This window comes from Halobacterium sp. KA-4, assembly GCF_021028995.1.
GTDB lineage: Archaea > Halobacteriota > Halobacteria > Halobacteriales > Halobacteriaceae > Halobacterium.
On record NZ_JAJJZG010000017.1, the window covers coordinates 1 to 20,387 of the forward strand.

Here is a 20,387-nt window from a genome sequence, read left to right on the forward strand (position 1 = left end):
ACCACGCCGAGTTCCTCGGCGTGCTCTTCGAGGAACTCAGAGGGAAACAGTGTAGTGAGCCGACGCATAATCCGAGATGAGGAGTCCTTGTCGTGCACAGACTGGACTTCCTCATTCCTTCCGAAAGGTGCCTCGATAAGCCGCCGCTATCACGCGGTTTCTCGCTTAACTAAAGACGGATGAGGCATCTGTACATCTTCGTTTTGGATGCCGAGACACATAATTCCTCAGGCTCTCGAGATCGGTAGTGTTCAGATTAGCTGATTTCATGCAAAGCTGAAGGATCTGAGCCACTCGTCGGCGGTATCTGCTGTGGCGTTGCTGAAACAGTTTGAGAACGAGGAGGTTCGTTGTTTTATCTCTCGAAAGACGCGTTCAACAGCATTCTGATTTCCATGTGTTTCAGACTGGAATCGGAGGCCATGTCGTTGGCAGGCGTCTTTCAGTGTCGGTGCGCCATCAACGAGAAACACAGCATTATCGACGTCGTATTTTTCGCGGAGTTGTTCGAAAAACGAGCGGCAATCACGTACGTACGCGCCGGTTCAAGCGTTGTATAGAGTGATTTGGTCGTTTCTGGATCGACAGCAGCGTACAGCCAGTATTGCTCGTCGTTGAGTCGGAGCACGGTTTCGTCAACGGCGACGTGATTTGGAGTTCGTCCAGACTCAGGCTGTAGGTCGGCTTTCTGCACCCAGTTATGAGCGGTGGAGCGTACGCGTTTGACACCGAATACCACAATCATTAAGACAGTATTTCGAAAGCGAGAGTCCAGCAAGATGTAGCTGAATACTGAGCTTCATCAGCATCTGCGGTGTCGCTTCTCGTTCAACAACCGCTACGTCGATCTGGTCTAAACACCCGTTGAGGTGGTCGTTTTCTGGCATGGACATCTGAAAACCGCACCGCCTCACCTTTCAATCCCTTATCTGAACACCGCCACCCGGACTGACCAAAGCGTTTATTGAAGTAGATGTTCATGACACTATTATGAATATACGGGCAGTTCTAGCATGGCTCTTCGGTGTTCTGCTTTCACTGCTCGGACTCCTACTCCTCATTAGCGTACCGCCGATCGGGATTCTGGTCCTCCTCGTCGGACTGTATATCCTCCCACCAATTAACCGAAAAATTCAGGTCAATATCTCATCCGCATGGGCGCTCGCCTGGATTACCGGGGGGCTCCTACTCTTGTTCGCACTCACGATAACCCATCTGGTTCCTGCCGCCGGTGTGATCGCCGTTGTCGGAGGCCTATTTGCCCTTCCACCCGTTCGTCAGTATTTAACGAGTTGGACAGACTTCGAACTCGGTCGATGGACAGTTGTTGGTGTTGTCTTCCTCGTTATCGTTAGCTCCAGTGCAACTGCTGCGATCGCCCTTCAGAATAATGAGAGGCTTGGACACGAGACAAAAGTTCACGAACCCGGCGAGCGGTTTACCGTCGATTCAGGAGAGACTAACCTCGCATTTACTGTGAAAGCGGCCAATAAAACGCACACAATCAGTCGGGGGCCTGATCGAGAGCGGGCAGACTCAGAAAAGATCTACCTCGTCGTCACACTCCAAATTGAGAACCTCGCCGATCAACACACAACGTTCACCACTAGCGATTTTGCCGCCGTGAGTGATGATGGACAGCGGTCCTACGAAATTGCAGAAGAGACGGCCGATATCAGATCTGCCGACCCCTACGAGGCGCAAGGACTGGAACTAGCGACAATAAGTAGTGACCGACGGCTTGATGCCGGCGAAACGGTTACTCGGACCGTTGCATTTGAGGTAGAAACGGGCCGGACGTACCTGTTCACAATTCCCGCAACCGGCCCATACTCAGGGGCCGACAATCACTACGTTCCGTTGGGGAAGGTTTAATCGCCACCACACAACCAAGTCAAAAATTAAACTTGCATCGTTACATTCCCTGAGTGAATATCATATCGTCGATGAAAGGTATTCCCGGAGTCGTCCCACTTTCGGAGCTTTTGAATATTATTTTCCGCAACCAGTCCAAAATGAGGGAATTGTGCACGAAACCCATTGGTACCGTCATATGGGCCTAAATTCTCACCGTCCGTGTCTTCGGCGACTGGATTGCTTCCGAAAGTCCATTTAGCAGATTGGGTGAGAAGCCCCCCATCCTCAAGGAGCGACCGAATGGGAGCGAGTAGGGTGGGGATGAATCGTCCTCGTGAAGCTGGGTGAATATCTTTAACTCCCTGCAAGTGGATAATCAGGGTACGGCGCATGGATTACGTCCTCAAGTATCGGTTGTTCCCTGACAGTCAGCAGCGCGAGCAACTGGACTGGGTTCGTGATACCGTTCGACAACTCTACAACCACGCCTTACATCGGTTCAACCGGATACCTGAATCGGCGGGCACGGTCAAACAACGAGTCACACAGGTCAGAGATGAAATCCCGGACCTGAAAGATTGGTGGACCGACCTCACCAAAATCTACTCGACAGTGCTTCAACAGGCTGTTGAACAGATAGCGACTAACATCGAGAATCTCGGGAAACTCAAACAGAAAGGGTTCGATTTGGGTCGTTAAACTGGAAAGCGCCACAGGAGTATCGGAGTTTCACATATCGCCAACGGGGTTTCGAACTGGATGACAACAGTGGCCCTGATGGGCGTGGACTCCTTACTCTGAAGAAAGTCAACGGCGAAACCTTACAGGTTCCTCTCCGGCTTCACCGACCCATCCCAGACGATACCGACGTGAAACACGTCACCGTCAAAAAAGACCAGACTGGCGCGTGGTACGCCTGTCTCAACGTCGAACGGGACGCTCCCGACAAACCCGACGCCAGTGACATCAGTATGGAAAACACAGTCGGGTTGGACCTTGGCATCCTGAACTTCATCACGATTCCGACGGACGACAAATCAGCCGTCTTGACGTATCCAGCGACCGGGAACGCCTTGAACGTGAGCAACAGAATCTCTCTCGGAAAGAACACGGCAGTAACAACTGGGAGAAACAGCGACAACGAGTGGCTGAAGTCCACAAGCGAATGCGACGGAAGAAACTTGACTTCAAGCACAAAGTCGCCGCGTTCTACACCAGCGAGTACGACGCGGTGTTCGTTGAAAATCTGCATGTGAAAGGGATGCTAGAAGGTGAGCGGAATGGTCGGAACACGGCTGAGGTTGGGTGGCGTGACTTCATCATGGTTCTCAAACACCACGGCCGGAAACGTGGGTGTCACGTTGTGGACGTTGACCCGGAAGATACGACGAAAGCGTGCCACAAGTGCGGTGTGAAAACGAAGAAACCGTTGTGGGTCCGGGAACACTCATGTCCCTCGTGTGGGTTTGAAACCGACCGAGATTATAATGCCGCGTTGAACGTGTGGGAGCGTGGATTGGACAAGCTAGGAGTGGTTCACTCCGAAGGGACGCCTGCGGAGACTGCGACCGCTGTGGACGCTGATGAATTTCGAGAAGTGTCTGCAAGTCGCGTCGTTGACACAGGAAGCCCCTGCCTCAAGGAACGAGCGGCTATCGCCGCGAGTGAGTAGGCTGGGGTAGTTCACTGCTGTTGATGATCTCCTTCGCATGTTTTGTCGTGTAGTCTGTTGAATGGGCTGTGTTGAATCACCATACAGCAGCGAGGTAGGCCGGTAAATCAAAGGAGTTGAAGCGAGAGAATGCGGTTGTCTATGACGCAAATCTCCCGCTTCATCGGGGAGGTTGTGCCGGTTGCTCAAAGAGTTACTGGCGATGGAGGCGAATCCGCCGCCCCGGAAGGCGGCGGCGGATTCGCTGACTATGCGCTCGTTTCCCTCCATTATCTGCGGATTTATCTTGATTCATCCTACCGGATGACCATTGACCTGCTCAAAGAAATGCCGCAATTGACATCCTCCTCGGCGTGAACGCGGAGGAATCCTGAGCGTTGGAAATTTCAGGTTTCACAATCCCACCGAACATCCAACCAGTACGAATCTGAGAGGGATGCTCGTGGGCTACGGCGGGTGGGAGTGCTGGGAGTGCCAAGCCCCCGGTACTCCTATCCTCAGTCATATTCGGACTCCCAGAGTTGGTTTTGCCTCGCGGAAGTCCCCCAGACGTCGATGGACTCGGAGTTACTTTTTCTGCTTACAACAGTCAACTCCGGTCGAATCCTGTGAGGATTCGCCGGTCATCGACTGGTCCCGATTACTGTTTGATTGCTTGAGGCGGGCAGGCCGCCATCGTAGGACTAGGTGGAATCGCTCCGTCCCAGCCTGATTCCTACTCTTGAGTACGGTTGACTGCCAGTTCAAAGTGTGTATTCGTAATCTCGGGGTAGTCGTCGAGCGTGGATTGATTCCGTTTTGTCGGATTCATCCTGCGGCTAAAGCCGCAGATATTCTCCTCGAATCTGTATAACCGGGGAGATCGGCCTCAACGCGGCCGATCTTCGCGCGCCGTCCACGTTGTGTAAGGCGTTCGACCGGATCAGTATGAGCGTGTGTCGAGTGCTGCTGCGCCAGTCGGCGCAGCTGCACGATCTCTCTGAACACGGTGCGATCGACGCTACGTTCTACGAACGCTCAGCAGCGAGCCGCCACTACTGCCAGCGAATCAGCTACCGCGTTCAGAAGCTCAAAGTCACAAAACTCGTCGATACAGCGTCTCAAGCCGTCCTTGATGTTCACTGCTCAACGAACCGAGAAGGAAGCGACGCAGACCTCGCTGAGCAGATCGCCCGCCGGAACGCGGGCGATCTGCGGTCTCTTGCAGCCCATAAAGGCTATGACAAGCAGTCACTTCGAGAAGGATTACGCGATCTCGGGATCAGACCGCTGATCAAGCATCGGATCTTCGCTCCGTACGACCACGCACACAACGCCAGAATTGACGATATTCGCTACAATCAGCGCTCTATGACCGAAACTGTAAACTCGGCTGTGAAGCGCTCGCTCGGCTTCGCCGTGCGAGCGCGGTCGTGGTTCCGTGAGTTCCGTGAAATCGCGCTGATGTGTGTCGTCTATAACATCAAGTGCTTCGTCAAATAGTGAATCTCTACGCCTTACAGCGATTCAACACAGCCCTGCGAACCGAACGCTGGAGTAGCAGAGAGTGGGGTAGAAGCTTCAAAACTTCCCAGGCTCACAGGGTGTCCGTCTACAGTACAACTCCGTTCAGTCATGGTCGGTCTCGCCATGTCGACTCCCAGCATCGCACCCAGTCCGGGTGAACGAACCGGATCGCCGCTCGCGGCCGGCGCTACTCTAGGAACCGATCGCGAGACACCGTGCGGGAGGCCAGGGGTGCGATTTTCCCCAGGACGACCGTGAACTCCTCCCGTTCGATCGGGAAGGCGATCCGAAAGTCCCCATCGGTAATCGAATTCGGCGGATCGGTGAACTGGCGGGTGAGTTCCGTCGGTTCGCCGGGCTCAATCTCGACGAAATCGTCCGCGTCGATCGAGTATCCGTAGTCGAAACTTTCCGGATACCCGAAGTCCGTGTGGAGGTTCACCAGGTGAGTGGGCTTTGGAGACTCGATCGTCACCTCGGCCGTCATCTCGGTGAGCTGGAGCCCGCCACCGTCGTCGTTGGTGTGAATTTCGGCGACCTCGAACGACACGTCCGGATACGGCAGTTGCACATAGAACGTCTGTTCGGCCGTGGCCGTCGCCGCCCGGAGCTTATAGAGCGGTTGGTCCAGGTACGTCGGATCGAGGCTCTCGTACGGAATGACGACCTCGCCGTTCCCCTGGCTTTCGAACTCCCCGAACCAGCCCACCAGGTTGCGGATCTCCCCGTCAACCGGGAACGACAGCCGGATGCCGTCAGCCGTCTCTTCGCCCTCGATGATCTCGTGATCCGACAGCAACGCCGGTTTGTACGGCTTCGACGGTGGTGCGTATCCCTCGTTGTACGCCGCCGTGAGCCCCTGGACCGTATCGCCGGGCTGAACCGCCACCTGCAGACGGTTGTTGTGCGCCCAGATAGTCTCCTGATCCTCGTTGACCCGACTGGTGTCGTATACGTATCTCTGGAGACAGGTTTCGAATACGCGCTGGGATGTGTTCTCGTAGACGTCGATCTCTTCGTCGTCTCGTTCGAGCTGGTCCGTTACCGTGACGATGTCGAGGTCGTGGCGGGCGATTTTCTTCGGCTGGAACGTGGTGGCGGTCGTTTCAGTTTGCGTTGGAGTATCCTCTACAAGAGGGGGGACTTCAGAGGATGACTCAACCTCTGGCGGTGTAACTGTTTTGTCTTCGAAGGTGCCTGTGCACCCCGCAGACCCAGCAATTCCCAGCACCCCGACTTTCCGCAGAAATCGCCTGCGACCCAAGTTCTGATTGCTCATTGAAAGGATGGAAATCCTCAAGTAGGTTAATGGTTATGCTCTAGGTAATGACACCTAATGAAATTAGGTCTGCTGAGTCTGCCAACCCGAGAATTCTGACTCGCAGGCAACTTCTCGCGGTCACCACTACGCTCGCAACCGCGGGGTGTTCAAGTATTGGAGGCTCCTCAACACCAACTCCAGAAGAGACGGACGCAGTAGTCTTCACAGAGAGACGCCGAACGACAATTCCCGAAGGTGAGTATCTGTCCTTCGAATTTGGCAGCGAAGCAGTGCCACAACTGCAAGTCTATTACGAGGTGGGTGTTATTGGCGATGGACAGATTAACGTCTTCCTCCTTGATATGGAAAACTACGACAGATATACCGCCGGACAGACGGTTGCGTATGTCTCCGGGGAGCTCAACGTTGATGACAACCGGAGTGAGGAAACAGTTCCTGCGGACAAGTACGCGGTTGTGTTCGGCAATACTGATCGAGGTGAGAACCCCACCACCGACGTGACTGTCGAGTTCACAATTGAAGTTTCACAGGCATGATGTCTTCCTGCACCTAAATGGTAGTGTTCAGATTAGCTGATTCCATGCGAAGCTGAACGATCTGAGCCAATCGTCGGCAGTTTCTGTTGAGGCGTTGCTGAAGAAGTTTGAGAAACAAAGAGTTCGACGTTTTATCTCGTGGAAGACACATTTGACAGCATTCCGATTTCCATGTTTCTCGTATCTGAAATCGAAGCCGTGACGCTGACACGCGTCTTGTAACGAGTGGGATCCATCGACGAGAAACACGGCGTCGGTGACGTCGTGTTTCTCGGAGAGCCCCGTCAGAATCGAATGCGCGAGAACCTTCGTTGTCGTCGGTTCAAGCGTTGTATGTAGCAATTCAGTTGTTCCGAGGTCGACAACGGCGTACGGCCAATATTGTTCGTCGTCGAGTTCGATCGCAGTTTCATCAACCGTGATGTAATCCGGACACCGACTAGGCTCGGGCTGTAGATCGGCCTTGTGGACCCAATTATGAATGGGTGATTGAGCACGCTCGACACCAAACACCTCAAGAATTGGATAGTATTTGAAAGCGAGAGTCCAGCAAGATATAGCAGAATACTGAGCTTCATCAGCAATCGCGGTGTCGCTTCTCGTTCAACAAACGCTACGTTGATCTCGTCTAAACATCCGTTGAGGGAGTTGTTTTCGGGATAACCAACCAGAAAAGAACCGCCTCACTCTTCATCCTTATCTGAACACCGCGCCTCGCCGGAGCGCAAGGCTTTATTACCTTAAAATAACACCGAGTGGTATGGCGCTGTCCGACGAACAGATGCAGCAGTATCAACGGGAGGGATACGTCGTCGTCGAGGACGTGTTGTCGGCGACTGAGGTGACCGAGGTGAAAGACCGCCTCCGAGAGTACGTCCGCGGCGAGCGAGAGGAGACCGAATTCGATCGAATGCTGGAGCCGTCGATCGACGCCGAGGAGTTCGACCACGAGGGGCAACCGGTCCGAAAGTTCGAGGGCATCGGGATGGCCCGCGAGGACGAGGTGTTCCGGGAGCTGGCGTACCACGACGACATCGTGGAGGTGGTCAGCCAGCTCCAGGGGCCGAACCTGAAGCTATTGCGCTGTGCCGGCATGCTGAAGCCGCCGGGGGTCGGGACCGCGAAGAAGTTCCATCAGGACGCGGCCTACTACCCCATCCACCCGATGGACCACGTGACGGTGTGGGTGGCTCTCGATGAGTCGACAACTGAGAACGGCTGCATGCAGGTCGTCCCGAAGGCCCACACGGACGGCCTCCTCGAACACGAGGCGATGGAGTACGACACGGACATCACGATCAACTCCCGGGACTACGACGAGAGCGACACCGTCGCGCTCCCGATGGATCCGGGGGACGCGCTGTTCCAGCACTGCCTCGCTCCCCACTACACCGCGCCCAACGAGAGCGACCGCTGGCGCCGGGCGATGATCGTCGCGTACATGCGGTCGCGGTCGCGGTTCACCACCGACAACCGGCCGGAGTGGGTCGACAGCCTGCACATCGCCGGCGAGGAGTTCCCGGGGTGCGTGTAGATGGCGGTCGCCGAACGAATCCGTGAATTCACCGGCGAAATGGGGCCATCGTGGGTCGCTGGGGCAATCGCAGCCGGCCCGGCGACCATGGCATCCATGATCACCGCCGGCGCCGCCTACGGGTACAGCCTGCTATGGGTCGTGGTGCTCTCGGCGTTCGCCGGCGCGCTCGCCCAGTACCTCGCGATGCGTCTCGGCCTGCTCACCGAGCGAGGCATCGTGGAGGTCGTCGAGGAGTATCTCGGCGAGTGGTGGGCGTGGCTCCTTGTCGTCGACGTGGTGCTCGCCTCGGGGGTTGCACAGCTGGTCATCATGAACACGCTGGCCAGCGTCTCCGCAACCATCACTGGCACGCCAGCTTGGATCTGGGGTGTCGTCTGGGCGGCCGTGCTCGCGCTGGGACTGGCCGGCCGGGGCTACGGGCTGTTGGAAGCCGCGGCCAAGATCCTCGTGGCCGCGGTGGTCCTGGCGTTCGTCGCGTCGCTGTTCGTGGTGCCGCTTGACGTCGGCGCCGCTGCTGGCGGCCTCGTCCCGACGCTTCCCGGCGGGAGCGCGCTCGTCGCCGCGGGCATCCTCGGCGGCGCGGTCCACATCACCCTGATCACGATGCACTCGTACACGATGCGGGCGAAGGGATGGACTGACGACGACTATGAGATTGCGACCGTCGACATCGGCGCGTCGATGCTCGGCGCCTTCGGTGTGTACAGCGTTGCCATCTTTCTGGTTACCGCCAGCGTCCTCACTCAGCCGGACCTCAGCACCGTCGGGGCCGCACAGGCGCTCGGCCCGCTCGTCGGCGAGCACGCCAAGTGGCTCTTCCTGCTCGGGCTCGGCGGGGCGGCGATATCCTCGTTGGGTGGGAACACTATTGTCCCGCCGTTCGTCCTCGCGGACAAGCTGGGCTGGGGGACAACCGTCGCGGACGCGCGATACCGCGCTCTGGTGGCCGCGGTCGCGCTGCTCTCGGCGTTCGGCGCGTCCATTGGTGGTCAGGTGCTCGGCCAGCTGGTACTCGTGCTGGCGCTGGGCACCGTCGGGACTCCCTTCGCCATCGCAGTCGTCCTCTACTTGCTGAACTCACCGGCCGTACCCCGGCCGACCGCCACACTCACGAATCTCAGCGGGGTCGCGCTGCTCTTGGTTTCGGGGATCCTCGCGGCCAACTTCGTCCGCGAGCAGGTCGCGGCCGGCGTCACCCCGCTCTCCGGGGGCGTCCTGGCGTTCGCCGTCCTGCTTGGGCTCGCCATCGCAGGGCTGGTCGTGAAGCACGTCCGGCGGTGGCTCAACGGCATCGGGATGACCCCCGAGCCGGCGGACTGAGATGCCCGACCTCCCACTCCCGCCGACGGGGACGGCGCTTGTGACCGGCCCCTCAAATGCTGGGAAGACGCGGCTGACCGCCCGCGCGCTCGACGCCTGGGTGGCCGAGTACGGCGCCGACGGGGTCGTCGTCCTCGACTTCGCCCCCGAACTGGAGCGGGATGGCACGCTGCTCGGCGGTCGGCTCACCCAATTCACCGACGTGCCGGCGGAGGCCTGGCGCGGCGTGTTGGAGGCCCACGCGCCCCGTGCTGGCGGCGAAACGAACGCGGAGGCGCTGTCGCTCGCTGCGGCCAACGCGCGACGCGCTCGACGCATCGTGTCTGCAGCGCCCGCGTCGCCGCGGGCCGTCTTCGTCAACGACGCCACCATCCCGTTTCAGGCCGATGGCCCCGACGGGTTCGATCCCGGGGTACTGACCGGTTACTGCGACCGGGCGGACGCGGCGGTGTGCAACGCCTTCGAGAGCGACGAGCTCGGTGTCGACGATCCCGTCTCCCGGAACGAGCGGGCCGCACTCGAGGCGCTTCGGGAGTGGGCTGACCGGGTCGTGGAGCTGTGACTGCGGCCTACGCCGCGGCCGCCTCTGCGAGGCCGGTTGCCAGCTCCGCGGCCGCGGCCACCGACCGGGAGTCGGGGGATCGTCGCGGGCTCGCTCCTCATTGGCTGCGCCAATAGGGCCGTAGTCATTGCACTCTTGGACGAGTCCAACCATCTCGGCCAGTACAACCCCATGACAATTAGTCGGTTGTATACATCAGTTATAAATTCGCGGAGTTTCACCGTGGGGACGGACATGGGGTTTAGTGACCAGCTCCTCGACAGCGGCACCGAGCTGTGGGCGTTACAGATGGACCACCCGTTCGTTCGCGAGCTCGCCGCGGGCACGCTCGACGAGGCGGCATTCCGAACCTGGCTTGAACAGGACTATCACTACCTGCTTGACTACGCGCGGACGTTCGCTGTCCTCGGGATGAAGGCGACCGACGAATCCACGATGGCGCACTGTTTCGGCGTGGCGAACACTATCGTAGACGACGAGATGGATTTGCACCGATCGCTCGCGGCGGACTACGGTCTCACGGGCGAGAACCTGGCAGCGGTGCGTAAGGCGCCGACCTGCGAAGCCTACACCAGCTACCTCCTGCGGACAGCCCGGGGGCGTCCGCTCCCCGTCGGCGCGGCGGCCGTCTACCCTTGCGGCCAGGGGTATTTGGACGTGGCCGAGCACATGGCCGAGCTCGCTGACGACGAGCACCGCTACACGCCGTTCATCGAGAAGTACACGAGCGAGGAGTTCCGCGAGTCAGTAGCCTGGATGCGGGATCTGGTCGACCGCTGCGCCGAAAACCACCCGTCGCTGCGCGAGGAAATGGAGAGTGCCTTCCGCCGGAGCGCCGAGCTGGAGCACGCCTTCTGGGAGATGGCCTACGCCAAGGAGGACTGGCCCCACGAGCGCGCGACGGTCGAGGTGGAGGGGGTCTGAGTGCGCGATGCCGACCGTCCCCCGCGGGCACCGGCCGTCGATCGGGCCGAAAGCAACGGGGAAGGACAAGCAGTGGTTCAGCCCCCCGTGGCGCTGACCGTCGCTGGCTCGGACAGCGGCGGCGGCGCCGGCGTCCAGGCCGACCTAAAGACCATGGAGGCGCTGGGGGTCTTCGGCACCAGCGCGCTCACCAGCGTTACCGCCCAGAACACACAGGGCGTCGACGCTATTGAGGACGTGTCGACCGACGTGGTGGCGGCACAAATCGGCTCCGTCGCCGGGGACTTCGACGTCGGCGCCGCGAAGACTGGGATGCTCAGCTCCGCGGCCATCATCGAGACCGTCGCCGATAGGCTGGCGGGATACGACTTCCCGCTCGTGGTCGATCCCGTGATGGTCGCGCAGAGCGGCGACCGGCTGCTTGCCGAGGACGCCGAGCGCACGCTTCGGGAGGAGTTGCTTCCGAAGGCGACACTCGTGACACCGAACCTCGCAGAGGCGGAGGTGCTGACGGGAACTGACGTAACGGACGAAGCCGAGATGCGTTCGGTCGCCGAGCGAATCGCAGAGCGCGGACCCGAGGCCGTCCTCGTCACCGGCGGCCACCTACGGGGCGACAAACTGGTCGACGTGCTGTACGCTGCCGGCGAGACCAAAACGTTCCGGAAGCGCCGTGTCGACACCCCGAACACCCACGGCAGCGGCTGTACCCTTTCCGCGGCCGTCGCGGCAGGGCTCGCTGGCGGCGCGGACCTGCAGACCGCTGTCGAGCGCGCGGAGGCGCTGCTTGACCGGGCGGTCCGCTACGGCCTCGACGTCGGCGAGGGCGCCGGACCCGTCCACCACATGGCGGGGCTACGCAACGACGCGGCGCGCGCCGACGCGCTGGGCGAGGTCCGCGAGGTACTGCGGGCTCTGCGGGACCGCGACGCCGGAGTACTCGTCCCCGAAGTGGGGCTGAACGTCGCCGTTACGACGCCGTACGCCGTCGACACTGGCGAAGTGGCGGCGGTCGAAGGCCGCGTCCACCGCACGGCCGACGGTCTCGTCCCGGCGGGGCCGCCCTGGCTTGGCGCGTCGAGCCACGTCGCCCGCCTCCTGCTGGCCGCACGGCACTATGATCCGTCGATTGCGGCCGCGGCGAACGTCCGGCTGGACGATGCGGTGGCTGGAGTGGTCGACGAGCGACTGGACGCTGTCGCGGTGGACCGCACGGCCGAGCCGGACACCGACCCTACTGAGGAGCGCGAGGGAGGGACGATGGCCTGGACCGTCGAGCGGGCGATGGCCGATCGTGAAACGGTTCCCGACGCAATCTATGACCACGGCGCCGTCGGGAAGGAGGCTATGTGTCGGCTATTCGCCGAGTCGCCGGTGGAACTGCAGGAGCGCCTGCTCCGAATCGACGACGGACTCGGTGACGAAAGCTGAGAACTTCGATCAACTGCCGCCCCATCGATTCCGACAACCGAAGAACTGCGGAAGCGGTGACCGACGCCACGAACCCGATGCCTGTCAGCCCATCGGCTCACGGGGGACACAGACGTACCAGTCGACCGCCGTCAGCATATTAGTCCGGGTTCCACCCCGGGTTTCCGTGCTGCTTCCGCTCTGAGTCCTGCAGAGGGGGCGTGTTCGCGTGGTTGATGAGACACAAGATACTTTCCGTGATTAGTTGAACGAACGAGATAATGGCCCCCGGTAACCAGTCCTCCACGCAGTCTTCGTTGTCGCAGTCCCCTTCGTCCCAGGGTAAATCAAACTCGGAGCGTGTGTCGCGGCGCGCGGTCCTCGCGCTCGGTGGGACGGCGGCGACAAGTACGCTCGCCGGTTGTAACGTGATGAACAACGACTCGAATACGAAGCCGTTCCACGATGGTGACTGGCGGTCGTATGGTAACGGGCCGTCGAACGCGAACCGCGTTGCCAGCGGGATGCCAGAGCCAGCGGCGCATACCGTGCTGGCGTCGGGTGACTGGCCGTACACGCCGCCGGTCGTGCATGAAGACGTGGTGTATTTCGCGGCTGGCCGCGAGGTTGTCGCGGTCATGCCTGACGGGAACGAACAGTGGTCGCAGCGGCTTGACACCGAAGTCTGTGGCTCGCCAGCCCTTGATCCATCCCGGGATCGGCTCTACGTGCCGACGCGTGTCGTCCAAACGAGCAACGGGCCGGATCCGGCGCCGGCGTTTGTAACTGTGCTCTCGCTCTCCGAGGGCGAGATCAAGCATACGTTTCGTGTCGGCGACAGACGAACCTACGGCCTCAGTCTCGCAGAAGGCGATATCTACGCGCGGAGCGCAACCGCCTGTGTGAAGCTTGCGCCCGATGGTACCGAGCAGTGGCGACAACCGCTGGACCCACTCATCTACGACGAATACAACCTCGGGGACTCCACCGTGACACAAGTCGCCCCCGCTGTTACTGAAGACGGTGTATACGTCCCGGATCGGAACGCGGTTGTGAAACTCGACCCCGGAACCGGTGACGAACGCTGGCGCGTCACCGTCGATACGGCCTACGCTGCCTCAGTCATTGATGACGCTGGTGTCATCCAGACCGGCCATCAGGAGACCGTTGCGGTCAATCATGCCGGTGAAGTCCGCTGGCGGCGTGACCTTCACAGTCGTGGTGCTGCCGCCGTCGCCGCGAACGGCGACATCTACGTCATCGCCGGCGACCTGCATGAACTCGATGCAGCAACTGGCGAGACGAACTGGCAAGCACATCTCCCAAGCGAGGGCACGGCCGCCCCGGTCGTGACTGATGATTCTGTCCTCGCTGTATCCGGGGACGTGCGTGCGTTCCGCCGGGACACAGGCGGGATTCTGGCTCCCGACCGGAAGCGATGGGAGTTCACGGCAGTGCACGCAGCCGCGTATTCATCTCCTGTAATCGCGGCCGGTCAGGTGTTCGTCGTCGGCCCCATGGGACTGATCGCCCTCGCACCCGAGAAGAGCGAGTAGGAGAGGCACTTTCGGGCGGAGTACGTGCGGATACCACTATCATACCCCTTCGATGAGGAAGGATTCAGGCTTGAAACGGAGCGGTTCGGCCTAGTTCTACAGGCGGAGCAGGCCCAGTGCCTCGGGGATTGACCCCGAGGCGGTCCACGGTGTAGGCGCCGAAGAAGATGTCGTGGTTGTTGAGGTTGAACTTATTTATTTCAAGAAGTATGTGTGACTGACATGGAAGGGGTTGACACCTCGTCGAGAATTCTCCTTGATAAGGTGCTATATCGGGTTGGAGCTGGTCGCCTCCAAGAGCAGCTGCCTGGGTCACCTCGACCGATTACGATCTGGGCGTTTTCGTTTGTTCTGTTCGACGTGGTGATCTTACAGATGTATAAGGAGCTGGTCGGGTATACCGCGACATTCCTTATTAATCCGGCGTGGCTGCTCTCGCCGACATTGGTCGTGTTGGCAGCGCTTGGAACGAGTTATCTGTACGGTCGATACGATCGAGCACTAGAACTGATAGATATCGAGAATCGGACCTCGAATCTTGAGCCGTTCAAAAATCTCACTCCATCCTGGGTTCGGTTCGGGTTGTACAGTATTGGCGTCATTTATGCGTTGTTTAATCTCTATAATCTGGGTATCAATCGTATCTTAGAGGCTGGGGGGATTGCTGAACTTCTTGGCGTCGCTGTGGTTTTGCCGTTCGGCTATGCCCCAGTCTTTATTGAATTTCTCACGGTATACATTGGGATTATGATTTATCTGCCGCGGCAGATCAAGAAGAGTGATTTTGCGGTTCATTTCCTTGACCCTGAAGGGCTCGGTGGGCTCAAACCAATCGGCGAACTCATCAAACTGACGTACTACTTGATCGTCATTGGGTTGGTTAATTATTTGATCCTAACGTATGGTCCATTCGCGTTCGGGGAAATCATGCAGACACCATATCAAAAACCCGGCCTCGTAGTCAATGCTGCCTTCACTGCGATCTGGATCCTAACCGTTGGCCTCCTCGGTCATGCATTATACCAACTTCACTCATTTCTGAAACGAGAGAAACAAGAGGAACTCGCACAACTTGAAACGCGAATCCAAGACGTTGTCGAGTCACCATATAACGCCGCAGAATGGGAGGTGACCGACGAGGAGGAATTCCAGGATATCCGTGATCGGATGAACTACGTGAGCGCAACCAGGGAGTACCCAACGACATTTGCAATGTGGTCCCAGATCCTCATCGGCCTCATCATCCCGAAGGCTGTCCAAATGTTAATGACGCTATAGTACATTCTAAATCGGCCAGGATACGGGTTCGCTAGTCCGACTGCGCCATGTTAGAGGCGGTGCCGTCATTGTGCCAGCCGCGGGCGTCGTAGTAGGCGTCGAGGGCGTCCTCGAAGCCGAGGAGTTGTCCTCGTAGGGGGAGACGATCGTCCTCCCTGTTGAGCCCGCGCTGGTTGGCGAAATGCCGCTCCAAGGTCACAACCCGACTGCCGACATCGAGCAGTTCCTGGAAGTCGGCGCCGAACAGCATCTCGTAGCATCGGGGCCATGAAATCCCGAGTTCCTGGCATCCCAGATGTTGAAGTACATGGCTGTGGTACGATACCACATGGATTCAAATGGTGACCGCTGCCTCCAATGTGGAGATCAATTTGAGTACGATGACGGTGAGTGTCCGAGTTGTGGATGGAGTAGCTCGGAGTTTCGATCGCGTAACCGATACAACCTTGCGCGGCCGGGAACCGGCGAGTGGGAACGCGACTGAACGAAGTGGACGAGAGAACGTGCGGCGGGAATGATCGTTCGAATTAGTAGAGAACTGCCGGGTTGGCTCAGTCAGAGGGTTCGGACTGGCGTGCTTGGTGGAGGGCATCGCAGACGCCGCCTTGGCCGTCCATGTTGACTTGTGCGAGGCGTGCACGCCGGTGGATGAGTTTGGCGTTGTCAGGCGCGATGGGATCGCCGTCCGGCGTCCGGAACAGTCGGTCGGAGTCCGCGAAATAGTCAAGCGAACGGGCTTTTGCCAGATATCGGTCAATCTCGGCTGCCGATGCCACGACTGTGAACGCTGCGCCGGGGACGTCGACGGCAATCCGGTCTTCGGCGGCGTCTTGGTTGAGGTCGCTTCGTTCAAGGCGCGCGATCTGTTCGAGGGTAAGACCGGCGTCAAGAAGTGATTCGACAGCCCCGTATTGCCTGGAGATGACGGCTTTTTCGTCGAGGGTTGAGCGGAGATCAGTGATGCCGTCTTTGGCGTCCGGGAACGCTTCAGCGAATGAGAGTCGATTGTTGACGCCGTGGTTGACCTCTGTCTTGTGCATGTGCTCGCGGAGTTCAATAGTACAGTTATCGACCGACGTGAGCGCCTCGACAGCATCGCGGGCATCGGCCGTCATCATCCACGCGAATGCCGGCGAACACCATGCCGTCGGGAGCGTGACCGCGACGTGGACGTGCGTGGTGTTCTCGCTGTCTTCGACGCGGATATCGTCGATATAGCCGAGTGTAACGATGGAGCGGTCGAGTTCAGGGTCAGTAACCGGCTCTAATACTGACCGAATGCGATCGGGCGTCGGGATGCCATCAGCTTGTTTGTCTGTTGATTCGGGTGTCATCGTTAGTCGGCTGTCGAGGGGGTATCGTCGGTGTAGTGCGCCGCAAGGTCGAATTCTTCGGTGATGGCGTCGTCCTGGAGTTGTGCTTTCTTTTCCTCGATGTCGATATCGTAGAGGCGGGCTGCGTTTTCGCCCATGATCTTCCGCATCACGTCCGTTGAAAGTTCGACGCCGTACTCGTCGCGTTGCTCCTCGGTGAGCTCGGCATTCATGATGCAGTCAACTAACCAGTCGGGGTTCCAGAGGGCGTAGTCGCTACCGAATAAAATCCGGTCCTCTCCGAGCCAGTAGAGGAGTTCGCCCATGATTTCGCCGAACTTCCGAGGGCGGTTTTGCGCCATTGGTGCGGCGACTGCGAGCCCGCCGTAGACGTTTGGCTCTTGGGCGGCGATCCAGCAGAAGTCGTCGAGGCGTGGGAGGCCGACGTGTTCGACGACGAAGTTGAGTTCAGGGAACGAGGTTGCGGCATCGTCGACATCTGCGACGTCGAAGGCGTCCCGGTTAAGTGGGCGAATTGTCGGTCCCTTGTGTGGGTGAACGTTCTTGATGCCGAGTTCCGCGCATTTTTCGAGGTAGCGGAATGCTTCTTCGCTGTCGAGGCGCCATCCTTTCGAGTCGTTGCGCCATTCGGCTGTGTAGAGCTTGACGCCGTCGATGTCGTATTCTTCTTTCTGACGTTCGAGCTCTCGGAGTCCGGCTTCGCCTTCGCGGGGGTCGAAGCGCCCGTTTGTGATGAATCGTTCGGGGTAGTCGGCTTCGATGGCGGCGTTGTCGTCGACGGTGTTGAATCCCTGGTCGTAGAATTCGTTGAGGTGGGTTGGTTGGAAGATGCCCATGTCGACGGAGCCGTTCTCGAAGAGGTCGGTTAGCATCCGTTCTCGGGAGTATTTGCGGTACTCTTCGAGGGTCCATTCGCGCTCGGGCGGCGTGAATCCGGTGTGGTAGTCGTAGAAGCATCGGATGAATTCCTCGCCGCCCTCGTGGATGATGTTCTCTTTGCTAGCATCCCAGAAGTGGAGGTGGGAGTCGATGACGAAGATGTCGTCTTGGTCTGGGTCGGATGTGCGATACATACGGCCTACCATGTGTAGTGCTACCATATAAAAATCATTATTGTTAATGTGGTTGCCGATTCGGGGCAGATTTATACCGAACGTTTATGGAGATTGCCACGACAGATATTCACAGACATGGAAGCCGCACGACTCCACGAGTACACGGAGAAGATGGGAGACGCACTCAGCATCGATGACATCGAACGACCCGCCGTAACCCACTCTGACGACGTGGTCGTGAAAGTGGAAGGCGCTGGATGGTGTCAAACAGACAACCACATTATCGAGGGGATGTGGACAGACTACGTCGACCAAGACCTCCCCATGACCCTCGGCCACGAGAACGCAGGCGAGGTCGTCGAGGTCGGCGACGAAGTCCAAACCGTCGAAGTCGGCGACAAGGTAATCTGTCACCCTGTCGCAACCTGCGGGGAGTGCCGACAATGCCGGCTCGGCGAAGACATGTACTGCGAAAACCTCGCGTTCCCCGGACTCACAACTGACGGTGGGTTCGCCGAATACCTCCTCACAAACGAACGCGCAACGATCCCGCTCCCCAACGACGTTGATCCCACAGACATTGCTCCACACGCCGACGCCGGCATCACGGCCTACCACGCGGTCAAGAAAGCCGTCGATGAACTCAATCCTGGCGACCCAGCAGTTGTCATCGGGGTCGGAGGGCTTGGCCACATCGGCCTCCAGTGTTTGGACGCAATGAGTGCCGCTAACATCGTCGCACTTGATGTCAAACCAGAGGCACGCCAGCTTGCCGAAGAGCTCGGTGCCCACTATACGGTTGACCCGACATCTGCGGACATCCCCGATACCATTGCAGACATTACAGACGGCCACGGCGCCGAACAGGTGCTTGACTTCGTCGGTGCCGATGAAACAACTGGATATGCCCCCGATATTGTCGCACCCGGCGGCGACCACCACATCGTCGGGTACGGTGGCCACATCCATGAGCCGGCACAGGCACTCGTTGATGGCGAGTTTGCCTACCGTGGCACGCTCGTCGGTCGCTACACCGAACTCCAAGAACTCGTCCGCCTCGTCGAACGCGGCGATGTCGACCTCCGGACGACGCGATATGATCTTTCGGAAATCAACAACGTCGCCGAAAAGCTTGAACACGGCGAGATTGAGGGGCGTGCCGTCATCACGCCAAACTAGTCGGCCCGTTATTGCACCTGACAGCCGGGCAAGACACCCGCAAGGAAAAGATGATAGACGCCGAAGAAACGCGCGAAGCGTTCGGGACGAGCGATGAGTGATAGGGTGGATGTGGGAATTCTCCGCAACCGGCCCAAACCCGGCCTTGATTCGCTCTCACCCACCGAGCAGAACCGAATCCTCGACAAGCTTGACGAAATAGTTACTTCACCGTGGCGCGACCCCGCCGGACTACGGTGAACCGCTGCAAAACGCCGGCACAAGAAGATTCGAGGCGAAGGATTCTGTCTCTCCGCGATATTCTACTAGGACGAACGGCGGCTTGTCGTCGCTCGAATAGACTGTCGTGGGTACGCATACACAGCAGACGACTGGCTAGCGACGTCGAGGCCACCGTACAACGGGTGGCTGGCTGCTGGACTTATCAGTTGTCGGCTGCCGGCGCGAGGACGAGTACAGCCGTGCTATCTTCGATTGCTTCGGGTGCAATCTGTTGGTCGCCTTCGAAGCGTGCGATGTCACCGGCGGCCAACTGATGGGTGTCGTCGCCTAATGTTAGTTCGAGCTCGCCTTCAACGAGGTAGCAAACGATTTGGCGGCCTGGGTGTGCGTGTGGTGGGACTGCTTCTCCGGCATCGAGAGTGAGTCTGATCGTTTTTGGTTCCGAGTTCGGGAAGGGGTTTGCGTGCGGTTTGCCGTCTAGTTCGTCGAGTGCTCGAATTTGTGCCGTCATTTGATTGAGGGAATCGAATTCGTGTTCTTTGAGAGCGTCCGAACCGGATCGTGTTTGACGCCAGTTAGCGGTGGTGCGCTACCTAGAACTGCTGCCGGTCAAGTGTCACTACCGGTTTTCACTCCCTGATCGGTATCTTAAGCAGCTGCGCTCGCCGATTGGCCAGCACACCAACGTGCTGAAGCCGAGGATACTAGTGACGTCTAGTATATCCTGGCGATTTAGTGCCATATCTCATAGTATGGTGTTTCGCGCAAATGCTTAGGGGCCAGTCGGTTCTGAAGTTTCGGGATTCACCCAGCTTCTATTTCACCCGTCGAATACTGATTTAGAACACATACTGGAGTGCGAAGATTATGACAGCCACAAACGCAGAGATCGAGGTCACGTTTAACCCGCAGAAATGGGTGGATGCACCGGACCACCTAGACGATGGATCAGAGAAGCAACTAATCCCTGCGGAAGACCAGGACCCAGTAACGTTCGTCGTCGCCTGGGAAGATGGGACTGACGAAGAGGGAACGATCTTCCCGGACAAATCCTACGAAGCAAACCAGTTGCAATCCCACCCAACCGCGCCAGCATGGGTCCAAAACTGGGAAGGCCCATACTACATCCGCACAAAATTAGCTAACGAAGAGTAGCG

At 58.7% G+C, this 20,387-nt stretch carries 16 protein-coding genes and 5 pseudogenes; 14 read left to right on the forward strand and 7 right to left on the reverse strand.

Annotation, left to right across the window (positions count from 1 at the left end):
- Positions 1–266 precede the first annotated feature (266 nt).
- Positions 267–887, reverse strand: a pseudogene (locus LPA44_RS14390) (IS6 family transposase).
- Between the two features lie 103 nt (positions 888–990).
- On the opposite strand from LPA44_RS14390, the gene LPA44_RS14395 reads away from it, so the two are divergent.
- From LPA44_RS14395 to LPA44_RS14410, 4 genes and pseudogenes are all read left to right on the forward strand, one after another.
- Positions 991–1,875, forward strand: a complete 885-nt coding sequence (locus LPA44_RS14395; RefSeq protein WP_230890231.1) for a DUF4352 domain-containing protein — start codon at positions 991–993, stop codon at positions 1,873–1,875.
- A gap of 372 nt (positions 1,876–2,247) precedes the next feature.
- Positions 2,248–3,529: pseudogene (locus tag LPA44_RS14400) on the forward strand (RNA-guided endonuclease InsQ/TnpB family protein).
- A gap of 141 nt (positions 3,530–3,670) precedes the next feature.
- A pseudogene (locus LPA44_RS14405) lies at positions 3,671–3,868 on the forward strand (IS5/IS1182 family transposase); the annotation flags it as partial.
- A 510-nt stretch (positions 3,869–4,378) separates the two neighbouring features.
- Positions 4,379–5,011 (forward strand): annotated as a pseudogene (locus LPA44_RS14410) (IS5 family transposase); the annotation flags it as partial.
- A gap of 211 nt (positions 5,012–5,222) precedes the next feature.
- On the opposite strand, the gene LPA44_RS14415 reads toward LPA44_RS14410, so the two are convergent.
- Positions 5,223–6,314: a hypothetical protein gene (locus LPA44_RS14415; RefSeq protein WP_230890232.1), complete on the reverse strand. Its 1,092-nt coding sequence runs from the start codon at positions 6,312–6,314 to the stop codon at positions 5,223–5,225.
- A 47-nt stretch (positions 6,315–6,361) separates the two neighbouring features.
- On the opposite strand from LPA44_RS14415, the gene LPA44_RS14420 reads away from it, so the two are divergent.
- Entirely contained in the window at positions 6,362–6,853 is a 492-nt protein-coding gene (locus LPA44_RS14420; protein WP_230890233.1) for a hypothetical protein, read from the forward strand.
- A 27-nt stretch (positions 6,854–6,880) separates the two neighbouring features.
- Here the strand turns inward: LPA44_RS14420 and LPA44_RS14425 are convergent.
- Positions 6,881–7,524: pseudogene (locus LPA44_RS14425) on the reverse strand (IS6 family transposase).
- Positions 7,525–7,613: 89 nt separating this feature from the next.
- Here LPA44_RS14425 and LPA44_RS14430 point away from each other — a divergent pair.
- The 7 genes from LPA44_RS14430 to LPA44_RS14460 all read left to right on the forward strand — a co-directional run bounded on the left by LPA44_RS14430 (position 7,614) and on the right by LPA44_RS14460 (position 15,440).
- Positions 7,614–8,387, forward strand: coding sequence for a phytanoyl-CoA dioxygenase family protein (locus LPA44_RS14430; RefSeq protein WP_230890234.1), 774 nt, complete (start codon positions 7,614–7,616; stop codon positions 8,385–8,387).
- Complete coding sequence (locus tag LPA44_RS14435) at positions 8,388–9,710, forward strand: Nramp family divalent metal transporter (RefSeq protein ID WP_230890235.1); 1,323 nt, start codon at positions 8,388–8,390, stop codon at positions 9,708–9,710.
- A gap of 1 nt (position 9,711) precedes the next feature.
- Positions 9,712–10,272 (forward strand): hypothetical protein, encoded by a 561-nt coding sequence (locus LPA44_RS14440; protein ID WP_230890236.1) that lies wholly within the window; start codon positions 9,712–9,714, stop codon positions 10,270–10,272.
- Between the two features lie 234 nt (positions 10,273–10,506).
- Positions 10,507–11,196: a thiaminase II gene (gene tenA / locus LPA44_RS14445; RefSeq protein WP_230890237.1), complete on the forward strand. Its 690-nt coding sequence runs from the start codon at positions 10,507–10,509 to the stop codon at positions 11,194–11,196.
- Positions 11,197–11,283: 87 nt separating this feature from the next.
- Entirely contained in the window at positions 11,284–12,627 is a 1,344-nt protein-coding gene (gene thiD / locus LPA44_RS14450) for a bifunctional hydroxymethylpyrimidine kinase/phosphomethylpyrimidine kinase (RefSeq protein WP_230890238.1), read from the forward strand.
- A gap of 341 nt (positions 12,628–12,968) precedes the next feature.
- Positions 12,969–14,162, forward strand: coding sequence for an outer membrane protein assembly factor BamB family protein (locus LPA44_RS14455; RefSeq protein WP_230890239.1), 1,194 nt, complete (start codon positions 12,969–12,971; stop codon positions 14,160–14,162).
- 222 nt (positions 14,163–14,384) lie between these two features.
- On the forward strand, positions 14,385–15,440 hold the full coding sequence (locus tag LPA44_RS14460; protein ID WP_230890240.1) for a hypothetical protein: 1,056 nt from the start codon (positions 14,385–14,387) through the stop codon (positions 15,438–15,440).
- A gap of 31 nt (positions 15,441–15,471) precedes the next feature.
- On the opposite strand, the gene LPA44_RS14465 is transcribed toward LPA44_RS14460, so the two are convergent.
- From LPA44_RS14465 to LPA44_RS14475, 3 genes are all read right to left on the reverse strand, one after another.
- Positions 15,472–15,633, reverse strand: a complete 162-nt coding sequence (locus LPA44_RS14465; protein ID WP_230890241.1) for an aldehyde ferredoxin oxidoreductase C-terminal domain-containing protein — start codon at positions 15,631–15,633, stop codon at positions 15,472–15,474.
- Positions 15,634–15,991: 358 nt separating this feature from the next.
- Complete coding sequence (locus LPA44_RS14470; RefSeq protein WP_230890242.1) at positions 15,992–16,774, reverse strand: iron-sulfur cluster assembly protein; 783 nt, start codon at positions 16,772–16,774, stop codon at positions 15,992–15,994.
- Between the two features lie 2 nt (positions 16,775–16,776).
- A complete protein-coding gene (locus LPA44_RS14475) occupies positions 16,777–17,847 on the reverse strand; it encodes an amidohydrolase family protein (RefSeq protein ID WP_230890243.1) in 1,071 nt (356 codons plus the stop codon).
- 117 nt (positions 17,848–17,964) lie between these two features.
- On the opposite strand from LPA44_RS14475, the gene LPA44_RS14480 reads away from it, so the two are divergent.
- Positions 17,965–19,008, forward strand: coding sequence for an NAD(P)-dependent alcohol dehydrogenase (locus LPA44_RS14480; protein WP_230890244.1), 1,044 nt, complete (start codon positions 17,965–17,967; stop codon positions 19,006–19,008).
- Positions 19,009–19,432: 424 nt separating this feature from the next.
- Here the strand turns inward: LPA44_RS14480 and LPA44_RS14485 are convergent, their stop codons facing one another.
- Positions 19,433–19,741: a cupin domain-containing protein gene (locus LPA44_RS14485; protein ID WP_230890245.1), complete on the reverse strand. Its 309-nt coding sequence runs from the start codon at positions 19,739–19,741 to the stop codon at positions 19,433–19,435.
- Between the two features lie 356 nt (positions 19,742–20,097).
- On the opposite strand from LPA44_RS14485, the gene LPA44_RS14490 reads away from it, so the two are divergent.
- Positions 20,098–20,385, forward strand: a complete 288-nt coding sequence (locus LPA44_RS14490; protein WP_230890246.1) for a hypothetical protein — start codon at positions 20,098–20,100, stop codon at positions 20,383–20,385.
- Positions 20,386–20,387 lie beyond the last annotated feature (2 nt).